Source organism: Terriglobales bacterium (assembly GCA_035487355.1).
Lineage (GTDB): Bacteria > Acidobacteriota > Terriglobia > Terriglobales > Acidobacteriaceae > QIAW01.
The window spans coordinates 1-23,596 of sequence record DATHMF010000116.1; the positions used below are offsets into that span (position 1 = coordinate 1).

Annotated in this window: 24 protein-coding genes; 15 read left to right on the forward strand and 9 right to left on the reverse strand. The window is 52.6% G+C overall.

Features of this window, described 5'->3' with window-relative positions:
- The first annotated feature begins 151 nt into the window (after positions 1–151).
- Positions 152–592, forward strand: a complete 441-nt coding sequence (locus VK738_21265; protein ID HTD25192.1) for a DUF2752 domain-containing protein — start codon at positions 152–154, stop codon at positions 590–592.
- Between the two features lie 373 nt (positions 593–965).
- Here the strand turns inward: VK738_21265 and VK738_21270 are convergent, their stop codons facing one another.
- The 3 genes from VK738_21270 to VK738_21280 all read right to left on the reverse strand — a co-directional run bounded on the left by VK738_21270 (position 966) and on the right by VK738_21280 (position 3,359).
- On the reverse strand, positions 966–1,763 hold the full coding sequence (locus tag VK738_21270; GenBank protein ID HTD25193.1) for a response regulator: 798 nt from the start codon (positions 1,761–1,763) through the stop codon (positions 966–968).
- A gap of 30 nt (positions 1,764–1,793) precedes the next feature.
- Entirely contained in the window at positions 1,794–2,807 is a 1,014-nt protein-coding gene (gene lpxD, locus VK738_21275) for a UDP-3-O-(3-hydroxymyristoyl)glucosamine N-acyltransferase (GenBank protein HTD25194.1), read from the reverse strand.
- A gap of 96 nt (positions 2,808–2,903) precedes the next feature.
- Positions 2,904–3,359, reverse strand: coding sequence for a hypothetical protein (locus tag VK738_21280; GenBank protein HTD25195.1), 456 nt, complete (start codon positions 3,357–3,359; stop codon positions 2,904–2,906).
- A 272-nt stretch (positions 3,360–3,631) separates the two neighbouring features.
- Between VK738_21280 and VK738_21285 the strand changes: the two genes are divergently transcribed.
- The 6 genes from VK738_21285 to VK738_21310 all read left to right on the forward strand — a co-directional run bounded on the left by VK738_21285 (position 3,632) and on the right by VK738_21310 (position 13,921).
- A complete protein-coding gene (locus tag VK738_21285) occupies positions 3,632–5,284 on the forward strand; it encodes a hypothetical protein (GenBank protein ID HTD25196.1) in 1,653 nt (550 codons plus the stop codon).
- Between the two features lie 161 nt (positions 5,285–5,445).
- Complete coding sequence (dnaE, locus tag VK738_21290; GenBank protein HTD25197.1) at positions 5,446–8,919, forward strand: DNA polymerase III subunit alpha; 3,474 nt, start codon at positions 5,446–5,448, stop codon at positions 8,917–8,919.
- A 61-nt stretch (positions 8,920–8,980) separates the two neighbouring features.
- The gene (locus VK738_21295) at positions 8,981–9,907 is read left to right on the forward strand and encodes an acetyl-CoA carboxylase carboxyltransferase subunit alpha (GenBank protein HTD25198.1); all 927 of its coding nucleotides are present in this window, start codon (positions 8,981–8,983) and stop codon (positions 9,905–9,907) included.
- A 528-nt stretch (positions 9,908–10,435) separates the two neighbouring features.
- Positions 10,436–12,280 carry a 2-oxoacid:acceptor oxidoreductase subunit alpha gene (locus VK738_21300; GenBank protein ID HTD25199.1) on the forward strand — a complete coding sequence of 615 codons (1,845 nt, stop codon included), beginning with the start codon at positions 10,436–10,438 and terminating at the stop codon, positions 12,278–12,280.
- A gap of 1 nt (position 12,281) precedes the next feature.
- A complete protein-coding gene (locus tag VK738_21305) occupies positions 12,282–13,319 on the forward strand; it encodes a 2-oxoacid:ferredoxin oxidoreductase subunit beta (protein ID HTD25200.1) in 1,038 nt (345 codons plus the stop codon).
- Between the two features lie 218 nt (positions 13,320–13,537).
- On the forward strand, positions 13,538–13,921 hold the full coding sequence (locus tag VK738_21310) for a nuclear transport factor 2 family protein (GenBank protein ID HTD25201.1): 384 nt from the start codon (positions 13,538–13,540) through the stop codon (positions 13,919–13,921).
- Between the two features lie 13 nt (positions 13,922–13,934).
- On the opposite strand, the gene VK738_21315 is transcribed toward VK738_21310, so the two are convergent.
- Positions 13,935–14,150 (reverse strand): hypothetical protein, encoded by a 216-nt coding sequence (locus VK738_21315; GenBank protein ID HTD25202.1) that lies wholly within the window; start codon positions 14,148–14,150, stop codon positions 13,935–13,937.
- A 110-nt stretch (positions 14,151–14,260) separates the two neighbouring features.
- Here VK738_21315 and VK738_21320 point away from each other — a divergent pair, with 110 nt between their 5' ends.
- Positions 14,261–14,593 carry a 2Fe-2S iron-sulfur cluster-binding protein gene (locus tag VK738_21320; GenBank protein ID HTD25203.1) on the forward strand — a complete coding sequence of 111 codons (333 nt, stop codon included), beginning with the start codon at positions 14,261–14,263 and terminating at the stop codon, positions 14,591–14,593.
- A gap of 369 nt (positions 14,594–14,962) precedes the next feature.
- Here the strand turns inward: VK738_21320 and VK738_21325 are convergent, their stop codons facing one another.
- On the reverse strand, positions 14,963–15,313 hold the full coding sequence (locus tag VK738_21325; GenBank protein HTD25204.1) for a hypothetical protein: 351 nt from the start codon (positions 15,311–15,313) through the stop codon (positions 14,963–14,965).
- 5 nt (positions 15,314–15,318) lie between these two features.
- Between VK738_21325 and VK738_21330 the strand changes: the two genes are divergently transcribed.
- Positions 15,319–15,612, forward strand: coding sequence for a hypothetical protein (locus VK738_21330; protein HTD25205.1), 294 nt, complete (start codon positions 15,319–15,321; stop codon positions 15,610–15,612).
- Between the two features lie 14 nt (positions 15,613–15,626).
- Here VK738_21330 and VK738_21335 read toward each other — a convergent pair whose 3' ends face one another.
- Entirely contained in the window at positions 15,627–16,064 is a 438-nt protein-coding gene (locus VK738_21335) for a hypothetical protein (GenBank protein ID HTD25206.1), read from the reverse strand.
- 500 nt (positions 16,065–16,564) lie between these two features.
- Between VK738_21335 and VK738_21340 the strand changes: the two genes are divergently transcribed.
- The 6 genes from VK738_21340 (at position 16,565) to VK738_21365 (ending at position 19,123) form a co-directional block, all read left to right on the forward strand.
- A complete protein-coding gene (locus VK738_21340; protein ID HTD25207.1) occupies positions 16,565–16,987 on the forward strand; it encodes a hypothetical protein in 423 nt (140 codons plus the stop codon).
- Complete coding sequence (locus VK738_21345) at positions 16,984–17,685, forward strand: hypothetical protein (GenBank protein ID HTD25208.1); 702 nt, start codon at positions 16,984–16,986, stop codon at positions 17,683–17,685. The genes VK738_21340 and VK738_21345 overlap by 4 nt, the downstream gene beginning before the upstream one ends.
- Positions 17,686–17,940: 255 nt before the next feature.
- Positions 17,941–18,171: a hypothetical protein gene (locus tag VK738_21350; protein HTD25209.1), complete on the forward strand. Its 231-nt coding sequence runs from the start codon at positions 17,941–17,943 to the stop codon at positions 18,169–18,171.
- 121 nt (positions 18,172–18,292) lie between these two features.
- Positions 18,293–18,592 carry a hypothetical protein gene (locus tag VK738_21355; GenBank protein ID HTD25210.1) on the forward strand — a complete coding sequence of 100 codons (300 nt, stop codon included), beginning with the start codon at positions 18,293–18,295 and terminating at the stop codon, positions 18,590–18,592.
- Between the two features lie 55 nt (positions 18,593–18,647).
- A complete protein-coding gene (locus VK738_21360) occupies positions 18,648–18,914 on the forward strand; it encodes a hypothetical protein (GenBank protein ID HTD25211.1) in 267 nt (88 codons plus the stop codon).
- Positions 18,911–19,123 (forward strand): hypothetical protein, encoded by a 213-nt coding sequence (locus tag VK738_21365; protein HTD25212.1) that lies wholly within the window; start codon positions 18,911–18,913, stop codon positions 19,121–19,123. The genes VK738_21360 and VK738_21365 overlap by 4 nt, the downstream gene beginning before the upstream one ends.
- Before the next feature lie 526 nt (positions 19,124–19,649).
- Here VK738_21365 and VK738_21370 read toward each other — a convergent pair.
- The 3 genes from VK738_21370 to VK738_21380 all read right to left on the reverse strand — a co-directional run bounded on the left by VK738_21370 (position 19,650) and on the right by VK738_21380 (position 23,561).
- Positions 19,650–20,429 carry a hypothetical protein gene (locus tag VK738_21370; protein ID HTD25213.1) on the reverse strand — a complete coding sequence of 260 codons (780 nt, stop codon included), beginning with the start codon at positions 20,427–20,429 and terminating at the stop codon, positions 19,650–19,652.
- A 14-nt stretch (positions 20,430–20,443) separates the two neighbouring features.
- On the reverse strand, positions 20,444–20,884 hold the full coding sequence (locus tag VK738_21375; GenBank protein ID HTD25214.1) for an ArsR family transcriptional regulator: 441 nt from the start codon (positions 20,882–20,884) through the stop codon (positions 20,444–20,446).
- A gap of 256 nt (positions 20,885–21,140) precedes the next feature.
- Positions 21,141–23,561 (reverse strand): DNA translocase FtsK, encoded by a 2,421-nt coding sequence (locus tag VK738_21380; GenBank protein HTD25215.1) that lies wholly within the window; start codon positions 23,559–23,561, stop codon positions 21,141–21,143.
- Positions 23,562–23,596: the final 35 nt, after the last annotated feature.

Below are 23,596 nucleotides of genomic sequence, written 5' to 3' on the forward strand. Positions count from 1 at the left end.
TCCTCTAAGAACGCCAAATTATTTAATTGGATCACGTGCGGCTTGCTGGTTGGAGCTATTGTGCTTTATTTCCTGTTAGTATTCTTCGGCGCTATGGGTAACTATTGGGAGCACCGTTTTTAGTTTCTGGCGACTCCAAGGAGCATCGCTGATGGCAGTTCTTCCCAGCTTGGCCGATATTGAAAGTCCCAGACTGCGGCACGCAATATTTTGGACGGGAGCAGCTTTCTGCGCAGCAGGTGCGGCTGTGGTCTATCACTGGAACCCTGAAGGCGCCGGGTTTTTCCCCACCTGCCCTCTGCGTACTTATACCGGATACTATTGCCCCGGCTGCGGCGCGACCCGTGCACTTCACCACCTCTTGCACGGACATATAGGCACCGCATTCGGTTACAACCCCTTGTTCGTCCTCAGCGTGCCTTTCTTGGCCTACTGGATGATCTCTGAACTGTTCTTGCTTCTTGGCGGACCGGCGCTCCCCAGGATTCCAGCTCCAGATAAGTTCATGTGGCTTGCCTTGGTTATCGTCGTCACTTTTGGGGTGGCACGCAATATTCCATACTACCCGCTCACGCTGCTTGCACCGCACTAGTAGCGCCGACGTCGTGGGTAGTTTCCGAAGTTTCCATCGAAACACTGTCATCCTTCGCCACGTGGCGAAGGATCTCCGATGGCGATAGGAATCACCAGCGGCTGGAATCGGCCTTTCGCTGGGTTTTGTCCCCCGTGCTTACGGGCATCGAAAGTTTTTATTTTGCGTGCGAAAGAACATCGCCGTTCTATGCCGTTTTAACTATTTCTGTAAGAGCTCTATTAAGCTTTTGTCATCCCGACCGGAGCCGCTCTTTGCGGTGGAGTGGAGGGATATAGATTTTTGCGCGCCCTTTCAGATTCGCTGTTCATCCTGAGCACGTTGTTACCTTACATAAAAAACTAAACAAGTCTAAACAGCGCAAGCGCGCTTCTTAAATCCCCTTTTTCTCAATCACCCGCGCACTCAACATGACCCCCGGACGGTTGTCATGCAACTTGATGGGAAAAAGAATGACGTTCCACACCCATCGCGGATTTTTTTTGGGTAACAAAGGAAAGCCGCGGAAGCTGCGGTCAATGTAAGTCTCGCGTGTATCGGCGACAGTGCGAATGTTCTCCAACCACTCCGCGCTGACCTCAGGAAATTCCTGGAAAAGATTTTTCCCTGGAAACCACTGCCGTTTTTTTTCAAACAGTGCTGCACAGGTATCGTTGACGTACTGCCAGTTGCCCTCGCTATCCATGATCTCGACCACCACGTCGTCTCCCATGGCCATGCTGATGCGCGAATAGTAAAAGTCACGCGCATCCACCACCACTGGCTTTCCGCGCTTCTTGGCCTCGAAGGAGCGCAACGCCGCCAGCATGTCCTCCACCGAGCTGTATCCCTTGAGCAGGTGCATATCTTCAATGCCGCCGAACTTGCGCTCCAGCGTGGCGGAAAGAATGATAATCGGAACCTCGGGACGCGTCTGCCGCAACTTTTCGGCTACATCGGTTCCAAATTTTCCCGCGCCCAGATGATAGTCGAGCACGGCAATGTCAATTGCCTTGAGTTGCTCTTCCGCGGCTTCAATGGACGAGGCCGTCAGCACCTCGTAACCTTTTTTACGCAGGATCGTGGCCCGAAGAACCAGGTTTTCTTCGCGATCGTCGAGCAAAAGTACACGAATCGGTCCCTTGCCCTCGCTCTTACGCTGAATGGTGGTAACGGTCTTGTCTTCGCTCATGGGGAGGTCGCGAATTTATTTGTATTCTTGTTATTTGTCTTCTGGATTGTCCTGATTTTTGCCACGTACCGCTTTAGCAAGCTCAGGCAATTTATTAAAAAGCGCAATGCTGCGCAGCCACTGCTTGTTTTCGATGGCGGGAGACCCGCTCATCACCTTACCCGCGGGCACGTCTTTCAGGATGCCGCTTTGCGCAGTGACCACAACCCCGTCGCCGATGCGGCAATGCCCGGCCGAGCCTGCCTGGCCGGCAAATACGGCATTGCTGCCCACCTCCGTCGAGCCTGCCAGCCCTGCCTGCGCGCACAGCAGGGTATTGCTGCCCACCTTGGAGCCATGGCCGACTTGCACCAGGTTATCAATTTTGACTCCGCGTCCAATGCGGGTCTCGCCAATACTGGCGCGGTCTACACAGGCATTGGCCTGCACCTCGACCTCGTCTTCCAGCACTGCCGGCCCGGATTGAACGATCTTGTGCCAATCTCCGGCGTTGTCCCGGGCAAATCCGTAGCCATCTGCGCCGATAATGGCGCCATTCTGTAGGATGACGTTATTGCCGATCCGGCAATGCTCCCGCACAACGGCATGGGCGTGCGCAAAGAAGTTGTGGCCAATCCGCGCACCGGGATAAATCACCACATGCGGTAGAAGAACACAGTTATCGCCGATCTGAACGTCGTCGTAGACGACCACGTAGGCCCCAACAGAAGCGTTTTTTCCGAGACGGGCCGAAGAGTATATGACCGCACTGGGATGAATCCCAGGCACATACTGTGGCGGCTTATAAAAAAGTTCGATGGCCTGGGCAAATGCCAGATAAGGATTTTTTGTTCTCAGCGTCGGCACGCTCAAAGCAGGGAAGTCATTGGCCACAATGACCGCTGAGGCACGCGTATTCTTCGCTGCCAAAGCATACTTGGGATTGGAAACAAATGTAATGTCGCCGGCCTGGGCGTCTTCAATGCCGGCCAGCCCGGTGATCTCGACCTCTCCGGGGCCTTCCAGATGCACATTCAGCGCGGCTGCAATTTGACTGAGTTTCATGCTCATGCTGCAAATCCTGAAGAAAAATTTGATTGTACTTGAGCAGAGGTATGCCAGGTCGCTAAATTTTGACCGCGCAACCAGGAAAGCGGCGAATTATTCTGAAAACATCGGTACCTGGCCCTCGGCTGTCGGCAATGTTTTCCGGCGCCGCGCCTGCGGGCCGCCAATCACGGCCAGCACGGCCAGCGATTCCAATGCTTGTTTCGGAACAAATATCCGTTGCGTATTGGACCGTGTATCGGGAGGAATGATGAGAAATCCATCCGCACTAAGCTGTGTCAGCTCATTCGGCATCATGCCTTCAATGACCTCACCATCCCGGAACCTCAGCCGCACCCAAAGTCCCTCGCTGCGGGGGCGGGCGGCAAAGGTTTTGCGGTTGAGCGACTCGGAATCATTGAACTCCCGGACAAAATACACTCCCTTGATCTCTTCCAGATCAATGAATACCTGCTTGCCGCTGGTGTTCAGCAACTCCAGTTTGCCCTCGGTCACAAAGCTGGCTGGCGACACATGCCCCTGGACTGCGTCCCGATCTAGCTTGCGCACGATTACTTTTTTATGAGTCGAAGGCATGGTAGGTATCGGCAATCACCCCTAGCTATTGTATTGGGTTATTCTCGCATTTTTACCTGTTTTCGTGTCAGACTAACCTCAAAGTAGCCAAAGAGACAATGTTCATGATATGTTAAGGGGTTTGTGACGGGCCCTTGAAGCGCATTACCAGCCGTATAAGTCTATTATCATGAGCAACTTGCAGACAGAAGACCACTTCCGCAATATGGGGGAAGTGTGTTATCAGGAGTGTTTAGTCCCCGTCCATGGCTGATTACATTTACATGATGGAAAGCCGGCTCACGCCGGAACAACAGCGGGCTGTAGCTTTGATTTCAGAAGCGGCACGCGCTCACGAGATGAACATTTTCCTCACCGGAGGAACGGTCCGCGATGTCATCAGCGGATTTCCCATTCGCGATATTGACCTGACGGTCGAGGGTAACCCCTTCAAGCTGCAAAAAGACCTGGAAAAGGGCGGCGCCACCATCCAGGACGCCGACGAAGACTACCGCGAACTCTATGTATCTTATCCGGGAAGCGTGCGCCTCAGTATTAATATGGCGCGGCGGGAATCCTATCCCAAGCCGGGAAGGGCGCCTGAGATTGCTCCGGCTTCGATCATGGAAGACCTGCGGCGCCGCGATTTTACGGTCAACGCCATTGCGCTTTCGTTAAACACCGGCTCCCGCGGTCTGATGCTCGACCCCAGCAACGGCGTTGCCGACATTGAAGCCAAGCTGCTCCGCGTCTTACATAACTATTCGTTCCTCGAAGATCCTTCGCGTTTGATCCGCGCCACGCGTTTTCTTGCGCGTTTTCACTGGAACTTAGAAGAGCGGACGCAAGCCCGCTATGCCGCGGCAATCGAGAATAATTACATCGAATATCTCCATAACGAGCGGGTGATTGGCCAGGAGACCGAGCAACTGGCGTACGAAGATGAGCCTTTGCCCATCATGAAAGCTCTGGAAAAAGAGGGCTGGCTGAAAGTGTTGCATCCCCACTGGAGTGTAGCCAAGGTAGATACCGCTGGGTTGACGCAGCTTTTAAAGACACGGCAGCAGATGTCGGAGTTGGGATACGCCGCCAACATCGCGCCCGCGGTGATGTATTTCCTGACGGCGCGCTTGAGTGAACGCGAGACCACTGAGCTGCAAAAGCATATTCTCCACAAAGGACTGGTGAAATCCTGGCAGAGCCTGGAATCCGATGCCAAGGAATTAGCCCACAGGCTTACCGGCAAGGAAGCAGCCACACCTTCGCGTACATGGCATCTGCTCTCTGCCAGCCGGCCGGAGATGATCATCTTCCTGGAGACGACCTCGCGGCAACAATCGGTCGTCCATAAAATACGTAATTATCTGGGTAAATGGCGGCAGGTAAAGCAACGCTTCCCATTGCCGGAAATGATCGAGATGCGCATCACGCCGGAGCTGCCCGTCTACCAAAAGCTGGTGGATGACATGTTCTTCCTGATGCTCGATGGCAAACTGCGTAACAGCACGGAGATAAGAAAATTTCTCAGGCCTTATGAACCACCACCGCCGCCTCCACCACCGCCGCCCCCAGTCAAACGCGGACGCGGAGCTAAAGCGGAGCCCCCGGCGCCTGCGACTGTGCCTGCAGTGGTTCCTCCGCAGAAGGGCAAAGGAAAAAGAGGGCCCAAAGGAAAAGCTGTTGTTGTTGCTGCGGCGCCTGCTGCACCGCCAGCGGCGGCGAAACCGGTGGTGCACGGCAAGCACCCAGTGCCGCCGGAAGCCGCGAAGAAGCCGCCAATTCCCGTGGGGAAAGATAAAAAAGCTCCGGCACCGGCGCCACCCGAAAAGCCGAAAGCTAAACCTGTGCCCGAAAAAGCCAGCAAGAAACCGGCGAAGGCTAAAGCGGCCGCTAAGGACAAAAAGAAGAAAAAGCGGTAGTTCTGAGATGGAGGGCCGGTCCTTTCGGGACTTCATCCACACCCACGAGCTTTATTGTTCCAAGAGATACTTCAAACAGAGGTCCGCTAAGAGTACTGCCCGGTTGCACAATTTTGCGGCATAGCTCTTAGCGGAACTACTCGTTACAATAAAAATAGTCCATGTCTGAGTTCGTTCACCTACATTTGCATTCGGATTACTCGCTGCTCGATGGCGCCTGTGACGTCGAGAAGCTGGTTAATCGCGCCAAGGAACTGAAGATGCCGGCGGTGGCCGTTACCGACCACGGCAATATCTTTGGGGCATTCGCATTTTACGATGCCGCCCAAAGGGCCGGCGTTAAGCCCATCATTGGCTGCGAATTGTATGTCTGCAAAAAAGACAACCACCGCGATCCGCCCGAGGGCGATACCTACAACCATCTTTGTGTACTTGCGGAAACCGATGAAGGCTACCGCAACCTGGTCAAGATCACCTCAGAGGCCTCTTTGCACGGCTTTTATTACAAGCCGCGCATCAGCAAGAAGTTTCTCGCCGAGCATTCCAAAGGATTGATTGGCCTCTCGGGGTGCCTGAAAGGCGAGGTGGCAGAATTTCTAACGGAAGGCAAATACGACGCAGCCCTGAGCGCGGCTGGCTTCTACCGCGAAATATTCGGAAAAGAAAACTTCTTCCTTGAAATTCAAGATCAGGGACTTGAACTCGAACACCGTATTCACAACGATCTCTTTCGTCTGGAAAAAGAGACTGGCATCCCCATGGTGGCGACCAATGACAGCCACTACCTCTGCGAGGACGATGCCCAGGCCCACGATGTCCTCGTCTGCGTACAAACCGGGAAGACCGTGCAGGATACCAACCGGCTCAAGTTCCACGGCAATCAGTTTTTCGTGAAATCGGCGGAAGAGATGCAGCGCGTGTTCAAGGATGTGACCAGCGTCATCACGCGGACGATGGGCATAGCCGAGCGTTGCAACGTGAAATTAGGCAAGGTCAAGAACCCGTTTCCGTTTTTTGAGGTCCCCAGCAGTTACACCCTGGACAGCTATTTTGAACACGTCACCCGTGAAGGATTTGCTCGACGACTGAATCTGCTCCGCGAGGCGGAGCGCCAGGGACGTTTGAAGAACCCGATCACCGCCTATGAGCAAAGGCTGACGCAAGAGATTGCCATCATTCAACAGATGAAGTTTCCTGGCTATTTCCTTATTGTTTGGGACTTTATCCGTTATGCTCGCGAACATAATATTCCAGTCGGTCCGGGCCGTGGCTCGGCGGCCGGTTCTCTGGTTTCTTACGCGCTCGCCATCACCGATATTGATCCTTTACAAAACGAGCTTCTCTTTGAGCGTTTTTTGAATCCGGAGCGCGTCTCGCTGCCTGACATTGATATTGATTTCTGCATGAACCGCCGCGGAGAGGTGATTAATTACGTTACGCAAAAGTACGGACGCGACCAGGTAGCACAGATCATTACATTTGGCACCATGGCGGCCAAAGCAGCGATTAAGGATGTGGGCCGCGCCATGGACATGCCTTACAACGAAGTCGACCGCATCGCCAAGATGGTCCCCACCACTCTTAATATCAAACTCGATGATGCGTTAAGAGACTCACCGCCTCTGCAGACTGCTTACGAAAATGAACCACAGGTGCGTGAGTTGCTGGATACGGCGCGCAAGCTCGAAGGACTGGTTCGTAATGCCGGTGTGCACGCCGCTGGAGTGGTGATTGCCCCCGAGCCGCTGACCAACCTGGTGCCGCTACACCGCACCAAGAACGATGAAATCGTAACCGCCTTCGACATGAAGGCCATTGAAAAGATGGGCCTGCTCAAGATGGATTTCCTCGGGCTCACCACGCTCACCATCGTTGATGATGCGCTCAAGCTGATCGTGCAGCGGGAAGGCAAGTCGCTTGACTTGAACCAGATTTCGCTGGATGACGCTGCCACCTATGAAAGAGTTTTTCACACCGGGCTGACCTCGGGCGTGTTCCAGTTTGAATCGCACGGCATGCGCGATGTCTTGCGGCGCTACAAGCCGAACGTGGTGGAAGATCTTACCGCTTTGAATGCACTTTACCGGCCAGGGCCGATTCAAGGCGGCATGATTGATGACTTTATTGAGCGCAAGCACGGCCGCAGAAAAATCGAATACGAACTGCCCGAGTTGGAAGCAATCCTGAAAGAAACCCTGGGCGTGATTGTTTACCAGGAGCAGGTGATGCAGATCGCCAACCGGCTCGCTGGATATTCCTTGGGCGAAGCCGACCTGTTGCGGCGGGCCATGGGTAAGAAAAACGCAGAAGAGATGGCGGCGCAGCGCGAGCGTTTTGTTAAAGGCGCGATTGATCGCGGGTTTCCTGAGAAAAAAGTAGTCCGAATCTTCGATCTGATGGAGCAGTTCGCCGGATACGGCTTCAACAAATCACACTCTGCTGCGTACGCCCTGCTGGCCTATCACACCGCATGGCTCAAGACGCACTATCCGGTGGAGTTCATGGCCGCTCTGCTTACATCGCAGACCGGCAGCACCGACAGCGTGGTGAAGTACATCAATGAATGCCGGGAGATGGGAATCCCTGTTGAAGCCCCTGATATCAACGTCAGCGATGCTTATTTCACGCCACACGAGAGTGCAATTCGCTTTGGGCTGGCGGCGGTCAAGAACGTGGGACAAAACGCCATTGACTCTATTGTTACTGCTCGTAAAAAAGAAGGGAAATTTAACTCCTTTTTTGAATTTTGCGACAAAGTAGACCTGCGTCTGCTCAATAAGCGCGTGCTGGAATCGCTCATCAAAGCCGGAGCCATGGACCCATTGGGAAAGCGCGCACAGCTCATGGCGGTCCTGGATAAAGCTATGGAACAGGCACAAAAATCGCAGCGCGACGCGGAATCAGGCCAGCATGGTTTGTTTGGCGTTTTTGATGATGGACCGTCCCCGGCAAGCGAGAATGGGCATCTGCCTGACCTTCCGGATTGGGATGAGCACCAGCGACTGTCGTCAGAAAAAGAAGTGTTGGGTTTCTTTATCACCGGCCATCCGCTGGAAAAATACAAATCAAAGCTGGAAGATTTCAACGCAATGGATACCGAAGCCATTTCTGGGCTGAAACAATCCACCGGCAAAGACGAGATCTTCGCCGCCGGCATTATTGCCAACCTGCGCGTGCTGAAATCAAAAAAAGGCGACTTCTACGCGCAAGGTACGCTTGAAGACATGGTGGGAGCGGTTGACATCCTGGTTTTTCCCGAGGCTTACCGCCGCCTACAAGATAAAGTGAAGCTGGAAGTCCCTGTGTTGGTGCGCGGCGGAGTTCGGGTGGAAGAAGGCGCAAATCCCAAACTTACCGTGGGAGATATTACTCCGCTGGAACAGGCCCAACCCAAACTGCCGCGTTCCTTGCGCATCCGTATCGCGCTGGAGAGCGCCAGCCCGGGAACAATAGACGCCCTCCATTCGCTTTGCATCGAGAAACGCGGCGAGGCCAAGATATTGTTCGATGTGGAACGCGCCGGCGATTTCATGGTGGTCATGGAGCCCGACGGATATAATGTTCTTCCTGACCGTTCCTTTATGAACCGGGTGGAAGAGTTGCTGGGACGCGGTGCAGTTCGCATTATTGACTAAATAAAATCCATCAGACCAACGGGAACCAAATTTGGAAGCTTCCACGAAAACGCAGCGCGAATTGGAAATAATTGAACGGCAGATTGAGCAGTTGCAATCTGTCGCAGGCGAAAACCAGGAAGCGCGTACCCGCCTGCAAAAACTCCAGGAACAAGTGAGTACGTTGCGCCAGCAGCTCCATTCCCATATGGACGCCTGGCAGAAGACGGAACTGGCCCGTCATGCGCAACGTCCTTATACGCTCGACTACATTGAGCGCATCTTTACCGACTGGAGTGAAATTCACGGAGACCGTTTTTTCGGCGATGACCCCGCTCTCATCTGCGGCATAGCCCGTTTTCATGGGAAAGAGGTGGTTGTATTGGGCCACCAGAAGGGCCGCGACATCAAGACGCGAGTTTACCGCAACTTTGGCCAGGCCAACCCAGAGGGCTATCGCAAATCTTTGCGGGTGATGAAGTTCGCAGAAAAATTTAACCGCCCTATTTTTACTTTCATCGATACTCCCGGGGCTTATCCCGGCCTCGGCGCCGAAGAGCGCGGACAAGCCGAAGCCATTGCGCGCAGTCTGCGGGAGATGGCGCGGTTGAAAGTCCCTATCATCACCACGATTACGGGTGAGGGAGGAAGCGGCGGCGCGCTGGCCATCGCCGTCGCCGACCGGATCCTGATGCTGGAAAACACGGTTTATTCGGTGATTTCGCCGGAGGGCTGTGCCTCCATCATGTGGCGCGATTCCACCAAGCGCGATGTTGCCGCCCAGGCGCTACGCATCACGCCCAAAGACCTGATGCAGCTCGGCTGCATTGATGAGATCATATCTGAGCCTCCGGGCGGAGCTCACAGCGACCACGATGCCGCCGCCATGCTGCTCAACCAGGCCTTACAGAAACATTTTGAAGAACTGCAGAAACTGCCTGCCCAGCAGCTTACAGAAAATCGTTACCAAAAATTCCGCAAAATGGCGCAGTTCTTCACCGAAGAGTAGAAATGTTGTTGTAACATACTGGCGGCAAGCCGTAATGAAAACTATACCTTTCAAGCGGTGTCATCCTGAGCCCCGTGGCGAAGGATCTCCGATGAGGATGGGAATCACCCACGGCTGAAATCGGTTTTTCGGTTGGATTTTTTCCTCGCGCTGACGGAATCAAGACGATGACTCGTGAGTTTCGGTGAGCGTCGTCTACTAGGCCGTAGTGCGGGCATCTTGCCCACAACGACCCACTCCCAATCATGAACCAAAGTGCCTACCAGGCATACCACCATGGTCACTATGGCTCCGCTTATGCAAGCGCTATACTAGAGCCAAGTGTAAGGCAGGGGTGAGGCCCATATCGGGCCAATGATTTGTAATGGATTTTGACCAGGCATTTACTTTCCCGATTGCTGCGAAAAATTTGCCTTTCAATATGAAATAGCGCCCATCTGCTGTGCTTATTTGAGTGATTTGAGTTATACGACGTATAATCATGGGTTTGCTTTTAATCACAACTGAAGCTGAAGGAAACTTTTCCCAATGGCAACGAGTGACGTAGGTGTGAGCGAAGCGTCTTCGCCGCAAACTACTGGACAAAAACAGATAGTCAATGATTTAAGTATTCAAGTAGCAACCGTCAACGGCTCCGGTTCGCAATCCGCCAACACAGTTTTGTTGCGCACGATTTTCCAGATGGGCGTGCCCGTCTCAGGAAAGAACCTCTTTCCTTCCAACATTGCAGGGCTGCCGACCTGGTATACCATCCGCGCCAATAAGAACGGCTACATTGCGCGCAAAAAAGAGATTGATTTCCTGATCGCCATGAATCCCGAGACCGCCAGGGAAGACGTTTTGTCCCTTGCTCCGGGTGCTGCCGTGCTGTTCGATGAGCCCCTGCAGCTTGATAAGCTCCGCAATGATTTGACCTTCTACGTCGTGCCATACGACAAGCTCGTGGCCGCGGTCTGTCCGGAAGCCAAGTTGCGCAAGCTGGTCAAGAACATGATCTATGTAGGCGTGGCCGCGCAACTGCTTGGGTTAGACATGCAGCAGGTGGAAAAAGCCATCCGCAAACAGTTCAAGAAGAAACAGAAGGCCGCTGATCTGAACATGAATGCCGTGAAGGCGGGTTACGATTACGCGGCTTCCACGCTGACCAAATCCGATCCGTATTACATCGAGCCATCAAACCAGACGCAGGGAAAGATCATCATTGATGGCAATGCGGCCGCCGCACTGGGATGCATGTTTGCCGGTGTTAGCGTAGTCACCTGGTATCCCATCACGCCTTCGTCTTCGCTGGTCGAGCAACTGATTGATTACATGAAGCGTTTTCGCATTGGCCCCGACGGCAAGGCGACCTTCGCTATCGTGCAGGCCGAAGACGAACTCGCTGCTGTAGGTATGGTAATTGGCGCAGGCTGGGCGGGCGCGCGCTCGATGACCTCGACCTCCGGGCCGGGGATCTCACTCATGGCCGAGTTTGCCGGCTTTGGCTATTACACCGAAGTCCCGGGCGTGATCTTTGATGTGCAACGCGTGGGGCCCTCGACCGGATTGCCTACGCGCACCGCGCAAGGTGATGTGCTGGCAACAGCCGTGCTCTCTCACGGAGACACCAAGCACATTCTCTTATTCCCCAGCACGGTGGAAGAATGCTTCACCCTGGCCATGGACGCCTTCGATCTGGCCGAGCAGTTCCAGACGCCCGTCTTTGTGCTCACCGATCTGGACTTGGGCATGAACAACTGGATGAGCGAACCTTTCCGCTATCCGGAAAAGCCGCTGCAGCGCGGCAAGGTGCTCTCGAAAGAGGACCTGGAAAAGCTGGGAAGTTTTGCCCGTTACAAAGACGTAGATGGCGACGGTATTCCATACCGCACGCTGCCGGGAACCGACCATCCTGCTGCGGCCTACTTTACCCGCGGCAGCGGACACAACGAAAAAGCCCAGTACAGCGAACGGCCCGACGATTATCAGAACAATCTAGACCGCCTGGGCCGCAAGTTTGAGACGGCACGCAGTTTTGTTCCCAAACCGGTCAAGGTGGTGGACGGAACTTCTGAAGCCGGCATTATCGCCTATGGCACAACCCATTGGGCGATCGAAGAGAGCCTGGACCAGATGCGTAATGAGCACAAACTGAAGGCCGATTATCTGCGCGTGCGGGCTTACCCATTCACCCGCGAAGTCTTCGACTTCATTGAGAGACACAAGCGTATTTACATTGTTGAGCAAAATCGTGACGCACAACTGCTGAGCCTGCTCAAGATGGAGCTGCCGGCGGCGCAGGCTGCAAAGCTGCGCAGCGTGCTCCATTACAACGGCCTGCCCATTGACGCCCGCTCGGTCACGGTTGCCATCAGCTCACAGGAGGGCAAATAACATGGCTACGACTCCTACTCCACAAAAGACCAATCACATCGGACTCTCCGTGCTCGACTACAAAGGCGGCAAGACCACGCTGTGCGCCGGCTGCGGCCACAACGTAATCTCGGAGCGCGTGATTGATGCCATGTATGAGATGGGCGTCAGGCCCGAAGGCGTGATCAAGATGTCGGGCATTGGCTGCTCGTCCAAGACGCCGGCCTATTTCATGAGCCGCTCGTTCAGCTTCAACAGCGTCCACGGACGCATGCCATCGGTCACAACCGGCGCTATGCTGGCGAATCATAGCCTTCTGGCCATAGGCGTCAGCGGCGATGGCGACACCGCGTCCATCGGCATAGGACAGTTCATCCACCTCATGCGGCGAAATCTGCCGGTGATTTATATCATTGAAGATAACGGTGTGTACGGGCTTACCAAGGGCCAGTTCTCGGCCACCGCCGATATTGGATCGAAGCTCAAAACGGGTGTGATCAACGATCTTCCCGCCCTGGATACCTGCGCGCTGGCCATTCAGGCGGGCGCGACTTTCGTGGGACGTTCATTTTCCGGCGACAAGCGCCAGCTCACCGCCATGCTGAAGGCCGCCATTGCGCATCGGGGAACGGTGATGCTTGATATCATCTCTCCCTGCGTGACCTTCAACGACCACGAAGGCTCGACCAAGTCTTATCAGTACATGAAGGAGCATGACGAGCCCTTGCATGAGGTCAGCTTCGTGCCCCACTTTGAAAACATTGACGTGGATTATGACCCCGGCACAACCACAGACGTCACCATGCACGATGGTTCCCACTTGCGGCTGCGCAAGCTGCATGAAGACTACGACCCGTCAGACCGTGTGCATGCCGTCCAGGCCCTCATGGAATCGCACGCCAAAGGGGAAGTCCTGACCGGCGTCTTTTACCTGGATACGAAGAAGCCCAGCTTCATTGATCTGTTGAACCTGGGCGAGCGCCCGCTGGCCTCGCTGGGCATGAAAGATCTGCGGCCTTCACCGCAGGCGCTGCAGGAAGCGATGGAAGAGCTGCGGTAAAGCAAGTACTCGGTACCCAGTACTCAGTTTCCAGACTGCTTGCTCTGAGAAAAAAGTGAAACCGATCGTGCAAACCTGCATCCATACTGCTGCAAAGTTTTTGCTCCTCTGTGTCTCGGTGAAATTGTTGTTTTCGTAATAAGACAGCTTCCGAGATCAACCCAACATTTATTCATCTATAACCATGATTCAGAAGTCCACGATCAAGGAGATCGCTCATGAGCAACACGTTAGAAGTCGGAAAGAAATTGGTTGAATTGTGCCGCCAGGGCAAAGCCATGGAAGCCATCAATACCCTTTACCATCCGAAGATTGTGAGCCTCGAAGTGGCGGATAATCCCTCCGGTCCCGCGCGCATGGAAGGACTGGCAGCGATCAAGGGCAAGGGTGAATGGTGGGAAAAGAACCATGAGATCCATAGCGGCGAAGTCGAAGGACCCTGGCCTAATGGCGACCGCTTCATCGTGCACTTCAAGTACGAAGTGACGCCTAAGACAGGCCCGATGGCCGGCAAACGCCTCAACCTGGATGAAACCGGGCTCTACACAGTCAAAGACGGCAAGATTATCCAGGAGGAATTCTTCTATCACCACGGTGGATAAGAGGGCAGGGGCTTTACTCTGCTTCTTCCAGACTCATATATTCTTGCAGTTCGCCCGAGTGTTCCGGGCTGCTGCCCGGTTCGGGAAAATCTGAGTCTGAATCCTTAATCATGCGGTTGGTGGTGCGGTGTCCTTGCTGGCCAGCCATTGAGGAGTTGCCAGACTGCGAGCGGTCTTCCGGCTCCATCGCTCCTTTGCTGATATCGCTGTCGTGCCAATACTTCTGCATGGCTAACCTCATGTAGTAGGCCCTACCTTACTCTTGTAACCAGGCAATTACCACCCAATAGTGCACACATTTATGGATTGCGAACTTCTGCGTTACAATCTTCTTTCTCCATGAGCAGCCATAGCACGCCGGGTCCTCTCTTTCGTCCCTACCAGAAGCTGATACGGATCACCATCAAAGGCAAAGAATTTGAGATTCCAGAAAACAACATGCTGTTGCGTGGGTTTCAGTATCTGGCGGAAGAAAATATCTCCTACGGCAAATTCTGCTGGAATGAAGAGTGCCAGTACTGCCGCGTGACCTATGACACCGGCGAAGGCACCCAGAGCCGCCAGGCGCTCTCCTGCAAGCTGATGGTGCAAGAGGGAATGCGAATCACCGAGATTGCTACGGAGATCGCCTATTGCCTGCGGGAGCTGAAGCTGAACGAGCCAAAGAAATAAAAAACTCACCGCGGATAACGCGGATTTGCACGGATTTTTCTCAGGTTGTCTGATGGATTTGGGGGGAGTCCCCCCTTGCCAGCTTGGTCGGAAGGAAGAAGCTTTTTCGCGTTTTAGCTTTTGGCTTTTTAGCTAAAACAAGCTCGCTGTGGGATGAACGGGATTGAATCAGGGGGATTTTGCTGCCAATTTGAGCGGGAAGAGGCCCGAACGCCAGGCTTTAAACCAAGCGTTTGCCGCCGGGGATGCGGGGTTAGGCAAAGGTGCACGCAGCTACGCGGAATCGCGGCAGGCGACTTGTTGTTGCTCTTATTTTCTAAGATCTTTTCAAAGATCTTTGTATTTTGTCTCTTAAGTTTTTTAAAACCTTCAACTTCTTAAATCCTGGGACCATGATTGCCGGCCGTGCCTTTTCGGATCTTGTGCGCTCGCGACAGGTTCTGAGCTGACGGTGCTTTGATCCTGTTGTGCTTCCTGCTGGTCTTCAGGTTGATCTGGCTTACAGAGCTGGGAGTAGTAGCTCATGGTTCGGGCTGAGGCCAGTTGCTCCAGCAGAGCGGTTTCTTTCAGGGAGCGGAGCAAGAGGCAGGCCATATTGCAGAGAGCCTTGGCAGCGCGGAGGTCTATCTCTCTGCGGCGGAATTGGTTGACGGTTTCGGCCAGCAGTTTGGTGATGTCGGAGGGAGTCTCGAGAGAGAGAACGGGGAGACCGGGAGGCATGGTGATTGTGTCAGCCTCACGGCTGGGGGCTTCTTCTGGGCTTCTTTCTGCACTTCTTTTTGGGCCTGGGCTTGTTTGTTCTTCTGCTCGGGATCGTGAAAAAAGCAATAGAATTTGCCGGCTTCGACATCGCCGTGGCAGCGGGCGCCGATTTTGCTGATGTATCGGCAGCGGGGGGTTTTGGCGTTAACTTCAGCGTTCTTCATATCTATTTTCTCCTGAGAATCAATCCCACACAGGTTTGCCGCCGGTGTGGGATTCCAGATTTCGGTCTGGTCTTCGAATCATCGAATCAATGAATCAATCCATGGAATTAATTCATGAGGTAATCGTTTGGGCCGGGGTAAGCCTCGGTCTTTTTGGCGGAGCGGGCAGCCCTGCGCTTTTGTGTGTCGGCCACTTTCATGAGGCTGAGCATGACGTTGGCCATTTGGCCGACGGCTTTGGCGGTGTCCATGTCTATCTCTCCCATGCGAAACTGGTTGATGGTTTCGGATAACAGCTCGGCCACATCGGAGGGTGTCTCCAGCGATTTGGCGGAGAGATTGGGAGGCAGGAAGGTCTTTTTTTCAGTCGCACCGCTGCGAACCTTTCCGCCTTGCTTGCGGGCTGCGGCCTGTTTTTGTTTCTGCTCGGGATCGTGAAAAAAACAATAAGGTTTGCCGGTCTGGGGATCGGCCTGGCAGGGGCTCCCGTTTTTGCTGGTGTGCTGGCAACGGGGCTTGTTGCCGAACAATTCTTTAATGCCCATTTGTTGTACCTCCTTCTAGTACATAAGAGAGGATGGCATGGATTTGGGTGGAATGAGCAACATGGTGCCAGAGTGATATCATGCTGGCACTAAAAGCTTTACATTTTTAGGATTTATGATTTGCGAATTACGATTTACGATTTTCCTGATCTTAAATTTCAGAACACCAGTCCTCTTCGTCAGCCCCATATAAAAACCCGCCCCTGTGGAAAACTTGGCCCATTGCGGTATGTATTGGATTGAAAATTCAATATTTTCAATGTGTTAGGTAAATCTCCTTAAGTACTACAATATATTGGGATAGGGCCTTGACAGGCCCAATATAGAGGCGTACATTAACATTCCACCAGGTATTGGTAGAAGTAGCTTTTCGGCGAATGAGTTGCCGCCCGAGGTTCAAGCAGTAGGTTTCTGTAGACCCCGCAGCAAGCACGCCGGTTTCACACTTCTCCCTAGGGCCGAACCCATGGGAAACAATTCTCTTTAGGAGATGTGTGAAAGTGGCATCCGACAAAATCGAACTTCAGCGTATCTTTGACCGCACTGATGGACATTGTCACATCTGCTGGAAAAAACTCTGCTTTAACAATTACGGTGATTTTGGTTCACGGGGCTGCTGGGAGGTCGAGCATTCAATCGCCCGCGCCAACGGCGGCACCTGCCACGGAAACAACAAGTACGCCGCGTGCATTTCATGCAATCGGTCAAAAGGCACAAATTCCAGTCGTCTTGCGCGTTTGCTCAATGGAAGAACTCGTGCTCCGCTTTCGAGAAGTAAAAAAGAGAAAATACGGAAAGACAACACAGTCGGCGGAAGTTTCCTAGGCGGCTTAGCTGGTGCTTTTCTTGGGCCCGGCGGGATTCTACTCGGAGCGATCTTAGGCGGCGTCATTGGTAATTCGATTAAACCGGAGGCGAAATGAGCCAGATCAGATTGCCAGCAACCTGTATCGCTGAGTTAGCGTACGCCACACCAGGTGCTCGAGCAAGCAAGCTTCGACCTTATAAATATAGTAACCGGGGTGAAGGTGCAGGCCGCAGCGCCTACTACAAAGGAACAAGAGATACGGTACGAGAGTACCATCGCTCCCAAAACAATACTCGTGTGCTTCGTCAAGCTATCGAGAGACTCACTGCAATCGAGAATGACTTGAGCTTGCCAAGACAAACTCGTACTAAGGCCAGAAAGAATATCGAAGCCTTATATGCATACGAAGATTTATATGGGGCTCGCAAGTTTACCGTGATGCCAAACCATTTTCTGGCATTGGAGGTTGGTTCGGTCACAATTAAAGCACAACCGGACCTATGGGTTTCAGAAAATGGAACAGAGGTTCTAATAAAGATAGGAGTAGCTAAGAATAGGAGCGCTGACCAAGTGGATTTGCTGCTGCACCTGATAAGAAAAGCTGCAATAAAAACCGGTTATAAAATTCGTGCGAGAAATGTCGTCTATCTGAATACCAAGACAGGTGAAGAGGTAATATCGCATCGTCCTTTGAATTACTTTAATCGCACTATTGTGAATACTTGCCACGCAATTAGCGGTGTTTGGCAGGATGTGCGTCCTCCTGTGCCACGTCAGCGACCAGTTACATCGCAAAATGTAAACTCCAAATGAGGGTGTCACATGACAAAGAATACGGGCAATGAGGAATCCACGAACGATTTGCAAAAGACAATGAAGGCTTTATTGTTAGTTCAGATTGGCGGTTGGAAGCAGCGGCAACAGGTCGAGTTACTAGACAGGGTGGGGTTTAGACAGACAGAGATCGCTCAACTATTAGGAACAACCGGAAATGCCGTGAGTGTTAGATTGGCCGAAATTAGAAGGGAAGCGAAGAGGGCTTGTAAAGGTTAACAGAAGGGAGTGGCAATGGCTAAGAAAAAGGAAGAAGCAACGGAGATATCCAATCCAATTCTCGATGAACTGCGCAAACTTGTGCGCCTAGCAGCGCTGTCGTTAACAAAGGGAAGAACCCAACGTGAACAAATCTACATGATGGCAGATGCTGGAATGAATAGAAATGAGATTGCAAGCTTGGTGGGAACGAGCGCTGGAACCGTTAGCGTGGAACTGTCGAATCGCAAAGATAAAAAGCGCTAGATATTTAGGGGTGTGGAAAGGTCACCAACTATGAAGAAGAATAATTCCTCAAGTGATGAGTCTCAAGATACACAACTAAAGTACCTTGAATTAATTGCGGCTTTACTTCTTGAATCGCAGTATGAAGGAAATCAAACTCGTCAAATCGAGTTCCTTGTTAGACAGAACTTTACTTCGCAACAGATCGCAGGCCTTCTTGGGAAGGATCCAACTCAAGTTAGTAAAGACATTTATAAAATCAAAAATCGGAAAAGCTAAAGATATGCCTAACAACGATGACAAAACCAAAGATTTGCTTGAATCACTTCTGCTACTACAACTATACAATCTGGGAATATCCCAGGGGGCTATTGCCAAGTTCATGGGAAAAAGTAAAACATGGGTCAATGAGCGACTCGAAGGCCTTCCCAAGAAGCAATAACGAAATCTCTTGATTAATTTCCGCCCCGACGCACTCAATGCGAGATGAGGAAACGATGCGAAAGAAGACTGGTCTTAGTGCTGAAGAGCTTTTGCAAGATGTTAACAAGAAACTTGATCAATTTTTGCGAGATGTTAATAAAAAACTTGATCAGCTTATTATGATTATTAGCATACAAGCATCAGGCGAAAGAAGCGTGACTGATAACGCTCGGATGTTTAAGACTGCAGGTTTAGATAACGAAACCATTTCCGAAATCCTGGGCACAACGCCAGCGACAATACGCACGCTTACTTCTAATTTAAGGAAGAAAAAGAGATGACCGAAACAAGGGAAACTAGAGAAGAACGTTTGCTCGCAGTAATTTTGCTGCAACTGATGAAAGGCGCAACTCAAAAGGAGAAGGCGTTGCAACTTAGCATTGCCGGCTTTACGAATGTTGAGATAGCAGATCTTCTTGGAATGAAGGCGAACGTAGTCGCTCAAAGCGTTTACGACGCGAAGAAAGTCATGAAGTTCAAGAAGAAATAGCTTATGCCTGTCCCTAAGGATTTCAGACGATTCAAGTATCAATCGGTACGCATCGATCGCTGTGGCAGGTCAATTGGCCGTAACTCTTATTGGAAGCTTTATGCTATAGAGAACTCCTGGAGAATCATCATCCATTCGGTCTTGTCAGTCCAAATCAGCCCGACGTGGTGGGCCGTTGCTGTCGGTCCGAAGAAGCAAAGGACCCTTACGAGCTTCCGAAATCAATATCTTAACAATCCCTTGCATGCATCACCTGGCCATCACGACATCTACTTATTTTTTCTGAGTGATCTTACTAAGATGCTTGCCGATTACCGTAATTTGTTCATTACAGTTCTGTCTGATATAGATCAATGGATAGTTCGTCTGGAAACGATACGTCTTCCCAGAAATTTGGTCGGTCACATGAATTATCCAAATACCTATGACAGACAGAGAATTGACACCACTTATGCGTCGCTGCCTGGAGCTTTTGCACAGCTAAATCAGAACGGAATAACGGTTCTGATTCCTTGAAGACCAGGTTTTATCTGAGCTTGTTCGGTGGTACTGGATTAACGTCTACTACAATGGTTCGTATTGTGCCAGACGCTCTCGAAATTACTGCTGGTATAGCTTGTTTCTGATTTAGCTTGCGTACATCAAAGAAAACAAGCCAACCTTCTCGGCGGGCTCTGTTTCGCATGTAACTCTCCAATTGAGCTGGACCCGGAATGCCGCTGCCACTTAGCATCTTCAATTCAACAATGTGAACCAAGCCTGATGAGAAGGTCACGAGGACGTCAACAAAGCCAATGCCAGAAACTGCTTCACGAAGCAAGGAGCCTCTCCCTGCAAGTTTTGCCTTGGCAAAGACTCCGAGGAGTTCTTGACCATGTTTTTCGGGATGTTTTTTAAGCCGTCCTTTTGATCGAGACTCCCAAAAAGAATTTACCGCCTCCGCTTCGACGGTGTGCTTAAATTCATCAAGAAACTTACGAATAGTGATGCGGGGAAGTACTGTTAGGCGCTTTCCGGAAGATTCAACCCTTTCCGCGACAGCCTTTGTGAGGAAGATCAGCCTTTTTTTGAACTTGGTGTCCAAGAGAGAAAGAATGTTTAGGCTGAATTCATCACGATTGATATTCGTGTTTCTACGATAGAAGGCCGTACGAATTCGTTTCATTGAAGCAAGAAATTCGGCTACTGTCCTACCTGACCGCTCCTGGTCATAGAGCTTGGCCAAGGTAATGGCATACCGATCAGGATCACTAAGGCCGCGACTAACAAAGTAATCCTCGAGATATCCTTGGACTGCGAAAATCATGTCGGTATCACAGACTATCTCTTCTTCTTTGTTGCCTGGTTAGTGTGTCCGTCAGGCCTAAGATTGTATTCTTTGCAAAGATATCTAGTGATTTGAAGAGTGCGATCAATCGGTTTTTTTGCCCATATATCGCGTCTACCGGTGGCATCCACAATTTCTAGAAGCCCCTCTTCTTTAAGTATGCGTAGCTCCCGACTTACATTTGGTTGCTTCATTCCCAGGTGCTGAGCAATTTGAATAACACCTCTATTCCCATTGGCAGCGAGATAAATCTGCGCTCTGCGCTTGCCGTGCCTGAAAATCTTTTTAACGGTCTCAGCGTGCTTACCGGCCTCTGCACGTAGCGCAAATGCATTCGTTTCATCAATTGACTCTACCTTATTTTCGATATGAGCGAGGCGGCTGAGTATCTGTTGGTAGGACTCTTCTCTTATATCTCGTTTTTGGTTCTTCATTTCTTCTTTGGTCTCTTTCTCATCTATGCTGAACCTAAAGTTGAACCTAAAACTGCAATGAGGTAGGAAGTGCCGTTCTTTCTTAGCATAACAACGCCTTCTAAGAAGTCCAAGACCGAAGTGGGGAACGTCCGTGGGCAAGATGCCCACGGGACAGCCGGCGGGACGCCGGCGCTACAACACAGCCGAGGACGGCTGTGCCACACAATCTTCTTCCTGCTAACGGCTAAAAGCTAAGAGCCAAGGGCTTAAGAGCTTATCTCAACGCCTCTTCCACCTCAGACAGCCAATCCGGGCGCTTGAGTATCTCGCGGGGCTTCGGTCCATCTGCGGGGCCTACGATGCCTTCTCTTTCCATCAGGTCTATCAGGTGCGCGGCGCGGCCGTAGCCTATGCGCAGGCGGCGTTGCAGCAGGGAAGTGGACGCCTTGCCGAAGTCCAGGACCAGGCGAACGGCATCTTCGAAGAGTTCGTCGTGTTCGGCCTCGCCGCCGGCATCATCGCCGCCAGATTCTCCGCGCTCGCTGTCTTCTTTGAGGGCCTCCAGGAATTTCTGCTCATACTGGGCGGTGCCTTGAGCGCGCCACGACTCCACGACCAGGGCAATTTCTTTTTCTGTAACAAATGGGGCGTGCAGCCGCAGCACGCGCGAGGTGCCGGCGGGGAGATAGAGCAAATCGCCGCGTCCCAGCAGAGATTCGGCGCCGTTGGCATCGAGAATGGTGCGCGAGTCAACCTTGGTGGCCACGCGGAACGAAACCCGGGCGGGGAAGTTAGCTTTGATCAATCCTGTGATTACATCCACCGAGGGCCGCTGCGTCGCCAGGATCAAGTGGATCCCGACTGCACGCGCCATCTGCGCCAGGCGGGTGATGGATTCCTCCACATTCGAGCCATCGAGCATCATCAGGTCGGCCAATTCGTCGATGATGATCACGATGTAGGGAATGGGTTTGTGTTCGGTCTCGCCTTCTTCAAACAGGCTGAGCGAGCCGCCGCTGTCAAAGAGCTTGTTGTATTGCTCGATGTTGCGGACGCCTTTTTCCGCCAGCAGCTTCAACCGGCGCTCCATCTCGCGGACGGCATTGCGCAGCGCGTTGCTGGCCAGCTTGGGCTCGGTAATGATGGGCGTATAAAGATGGGGAACGCCCTCGTAGTTGCCTAGCTCCAGGCGCTTGGGGTCAACCAGGATCAGGCGCACCTGCTCGGGCGTGGACTTGTACAGGATCGACATGATCATGGCGTTGATGGCCACGCTCTTGCCCGTGCCCGTTGAACCGGCAATGAGCAGATGCGGCATGGAGGCAAGATCGGCGGTCACAATGCGTCCGTTGATATCTTTGCCCATGGCCAGCGTGAGCTTCGATTTCAAGCCGATAAACTCGGGCGACTCGATCACCTCGCGCAACCAGATGGTCTCGCGCTCCCGATTTGGGACCTGGATGCCGACCGTTGCCTTGCCCGGCATACGCTCAATGAGAATGCTTTCCGCGCGCAGGCCCAGGCAGAGGTCTTCGGCCATGCCGGTGATGCGGTTGTATTTGATTCCGGCTTCAGGCTTGAATTCGTAAGTCGTAACTACCGGGCCGGGATTGATATGGGTGATCTGTCCGGTGATGTCGAATTCGCCGAACTTGTCGAGCAGGTCCTGGGCCAGCCCTTTCAGCTCGTTTTCATCAATGGCATGCTGCTCATCCGGACGATGCAGCAGGGAACTGGCCGGGAGCTTGAAGCCTCCGGCGATCTTAGGCATAGTGGTCTTAGGCTTATTGTCACTGTCGGCGCGCTTGCCGACTTCCAAAGAGTCCATGGCCCATTCGTGGGCTGGCGCAGGCTTGGAAGGAATAGCCGGTGCGGCCACACTTTTGAAGGCGGCAATTCCTGTGGTTGAACTCATCCTGCTGGCGGTCTCCTCGGCTACGCGCTCCACACCGGTTTTTGGGAATTCAACCGGCGCCGGAGCAGCCACAAACGGGGCCCGGCGGGCGGATACAACCTGGGTGGTAACCGCAGGTTTGCTGGTACGCCGCTTTTCCAGCTCACGCTGTTCGCGCGCCTTGGCACGCCCTGCGCGCCAATCCACAAAGCGGTTCCAGGCGGCAATAACGAAGGCAAAGCGGGTTTGCATCCAGACGCGCGCGCCGCTGAGGGAAAATGCAGTCGTCAGGTAAAGAGCAACAGAGATAACGCTGGCACACAAAATATATGCACCGGCAATATTAAAGTAACGGATAAAAATGTCGGCAACGATGCGTCCTGCCAGGCCCTCGACAGGAACAGCCTGCAGCCAGCGCAAATGCCAGGGCAACAAGCCCAGCAACGCCGGAACAAAGACCATCAGAGTGCTGCAGCCTACCAGCTTGGCAATGGGAGAGGTAACTTCTCTGGATTTAAACCAGCGCATGCCCAGGAATCCCAGCATCAGTGGGAGCAGGAATACGGTAATTCCTTCTGCTTGTAAGAACAGGTCGCTGGTCAGTGCGCCTGCCATTCCAATCAAGTTTCTCGCCGGACGCGCAGTCAGTGTAGACGCGGCGGTGTTTAACGACGGATCAGCAGGGGAATACGAGGCTAATGCGAGGAAAAGGAGGACCGCGGCAGCAAACAACAACAATCCCACCAGCTCATTCAGCCGGCGGTTCTTGGTCGGCACAAAGGCACGAACGATAATTTTCATTTAGGCGAAAGCACTTAGAGCCGATGCCAGTTATG

Excerpts from the sequence above, each read along its gene's own strand:
- VK738_21265 (HTD25192.1), top strand. The coding sequence starts at position 152 with ATGGCAGTTCTTCCCAGCTTGGCCGATATTGAAAGTCCCAGACTGCGG.
- VK738_21270 (HTD25193.1), bottom strand. The coding sequence starts at position 1,763 with ATGAGCGAAGACAAGACCGTTACCACCATTCAGCGTAAGAGCGAGGGC.
- lpxD (HTD25194.1), bottom strand. The coding sequence starts at position 2,807 with ATGAAACTCAGTCAAATTGCAGCCGCGCTGAATGTGCATCTGGAAGGC.
- VK738_21285 (HTD25196.1), top strand. The coding sequence starts at position 3,632 with ATGGCTGATTACATTTACATGATGGAAAGCCGGCTCACGCCGGAACAA.
- dnaE (HTD25197.1), top strand. The coding sequence starts at position 5,446 with ATGTCTGAGTTCGTTCACCTACATTTGCATTCGGATTACTCGCTGCTC.
- VK738_21300 (HTD25199.1), top strand. The coding sequence starts at position 10,436 with ATGGCAACGAGTGACGTAGGTGTGAGCGAAGCGTCTTCGCCGCAAACT.
- VK738_21305 (HTD25200.1), top strand. The coding sequence starts at position 12,282 with ATGGCTACGACTCCTACTCCACAAAAGACCAATCACATCGGACTCTCC.
- VK738_21310 (HTD25201.1), top strand. The coding sequence starts at position 13,538 with ATGAGCAACACGTTAGAAGTCGGAAAGAAATTGGTTGAATTGTGCCGC.
- VK738_21315 (HTD25202.1), bottom strand. The coding sequence starts at position 14,150 with ATGCAGAAGTATTGGCACGACAGCGATATCAGCAAAGGAGCGATGGAG.
- VK738_21320 (HTD25203.1), top strand. The coding sequence starts at position 14,261 with ATGAGCAGCCATAGCACGCCGGGTCCTCTCTTTCGTCCCTACCAGAAG.
- VK738_21325 (HTD25204.1), bottom strand. The coding sequence starts at position 15,313 with ATGCCTCCCGGTCTCCCCGTTCTCTCTCTCGAGACTCCCTCCGACATC.
- VK738_21335 (HTD25206.1), bottom strand. The coding sequence starts at position 16,064 with ATGGGCATTAAAGAATTGTTCGGCAACAAGCCCCGTTGCCAGCACACC.
- VK738_21345 (HTD25208.1), top strand. The coding sequence starts at position 16,984 with ATGAGCCAGATCAGATTGCCAGCAACCTGTATCGCTGAGTTAGCGTAC.
- VK738_21350 (HTD25209.1), top strand. The coding sequence starts at position 17,941 with ATGGCTAAGAAAAAGGAAGAAGCAACGGAGATATCCAATCCAATTCTC.
- VK738_21355 (HTD25210.1), top strand. The coding sequence starts at position 18,293 with ATGAAGGAAATCAAACTCGTCAAATCGAGTTCCTTGTTAGACAGAACT.
- VK738_21360 (HTD25211.1), top strand. The coding sequence starts at position 18,648 with ATGCGAAAGAAGACTGGTCTTAGTGCTGAAGAGCTTTTGCAAGATGTT.
- VK738_21365 (HTD25212.1), top strand. The coding sequence starts at position 18,911 with ATGACCGAAACAAGGGAAACTAGAGAAGAACGTTTGCTCGCAGTAATT.
- VK738_21370 (HTD25213.1), bottom strand. The coding sequence starts at position 20,429 with ATGATTTTCGCAGTCCAAGGATATCTCGAGGATTACTTTGTTAGTCGC.
- VK738_21375 (HTD25214.1), bottom strand. The coding sequence starts at position 20,884 with ATGAAGAACCAAAAACGAGATATAAGAGAAGAGTCCTACCAACAGATA.
- VK738_21380 (HTD25215.1), bottom strand. The coding sequence starts at position 23,561 with ATGAAAATTATCGTTCGTGCCTTTGTGCCGACCAAGAACCGCCGGCTG.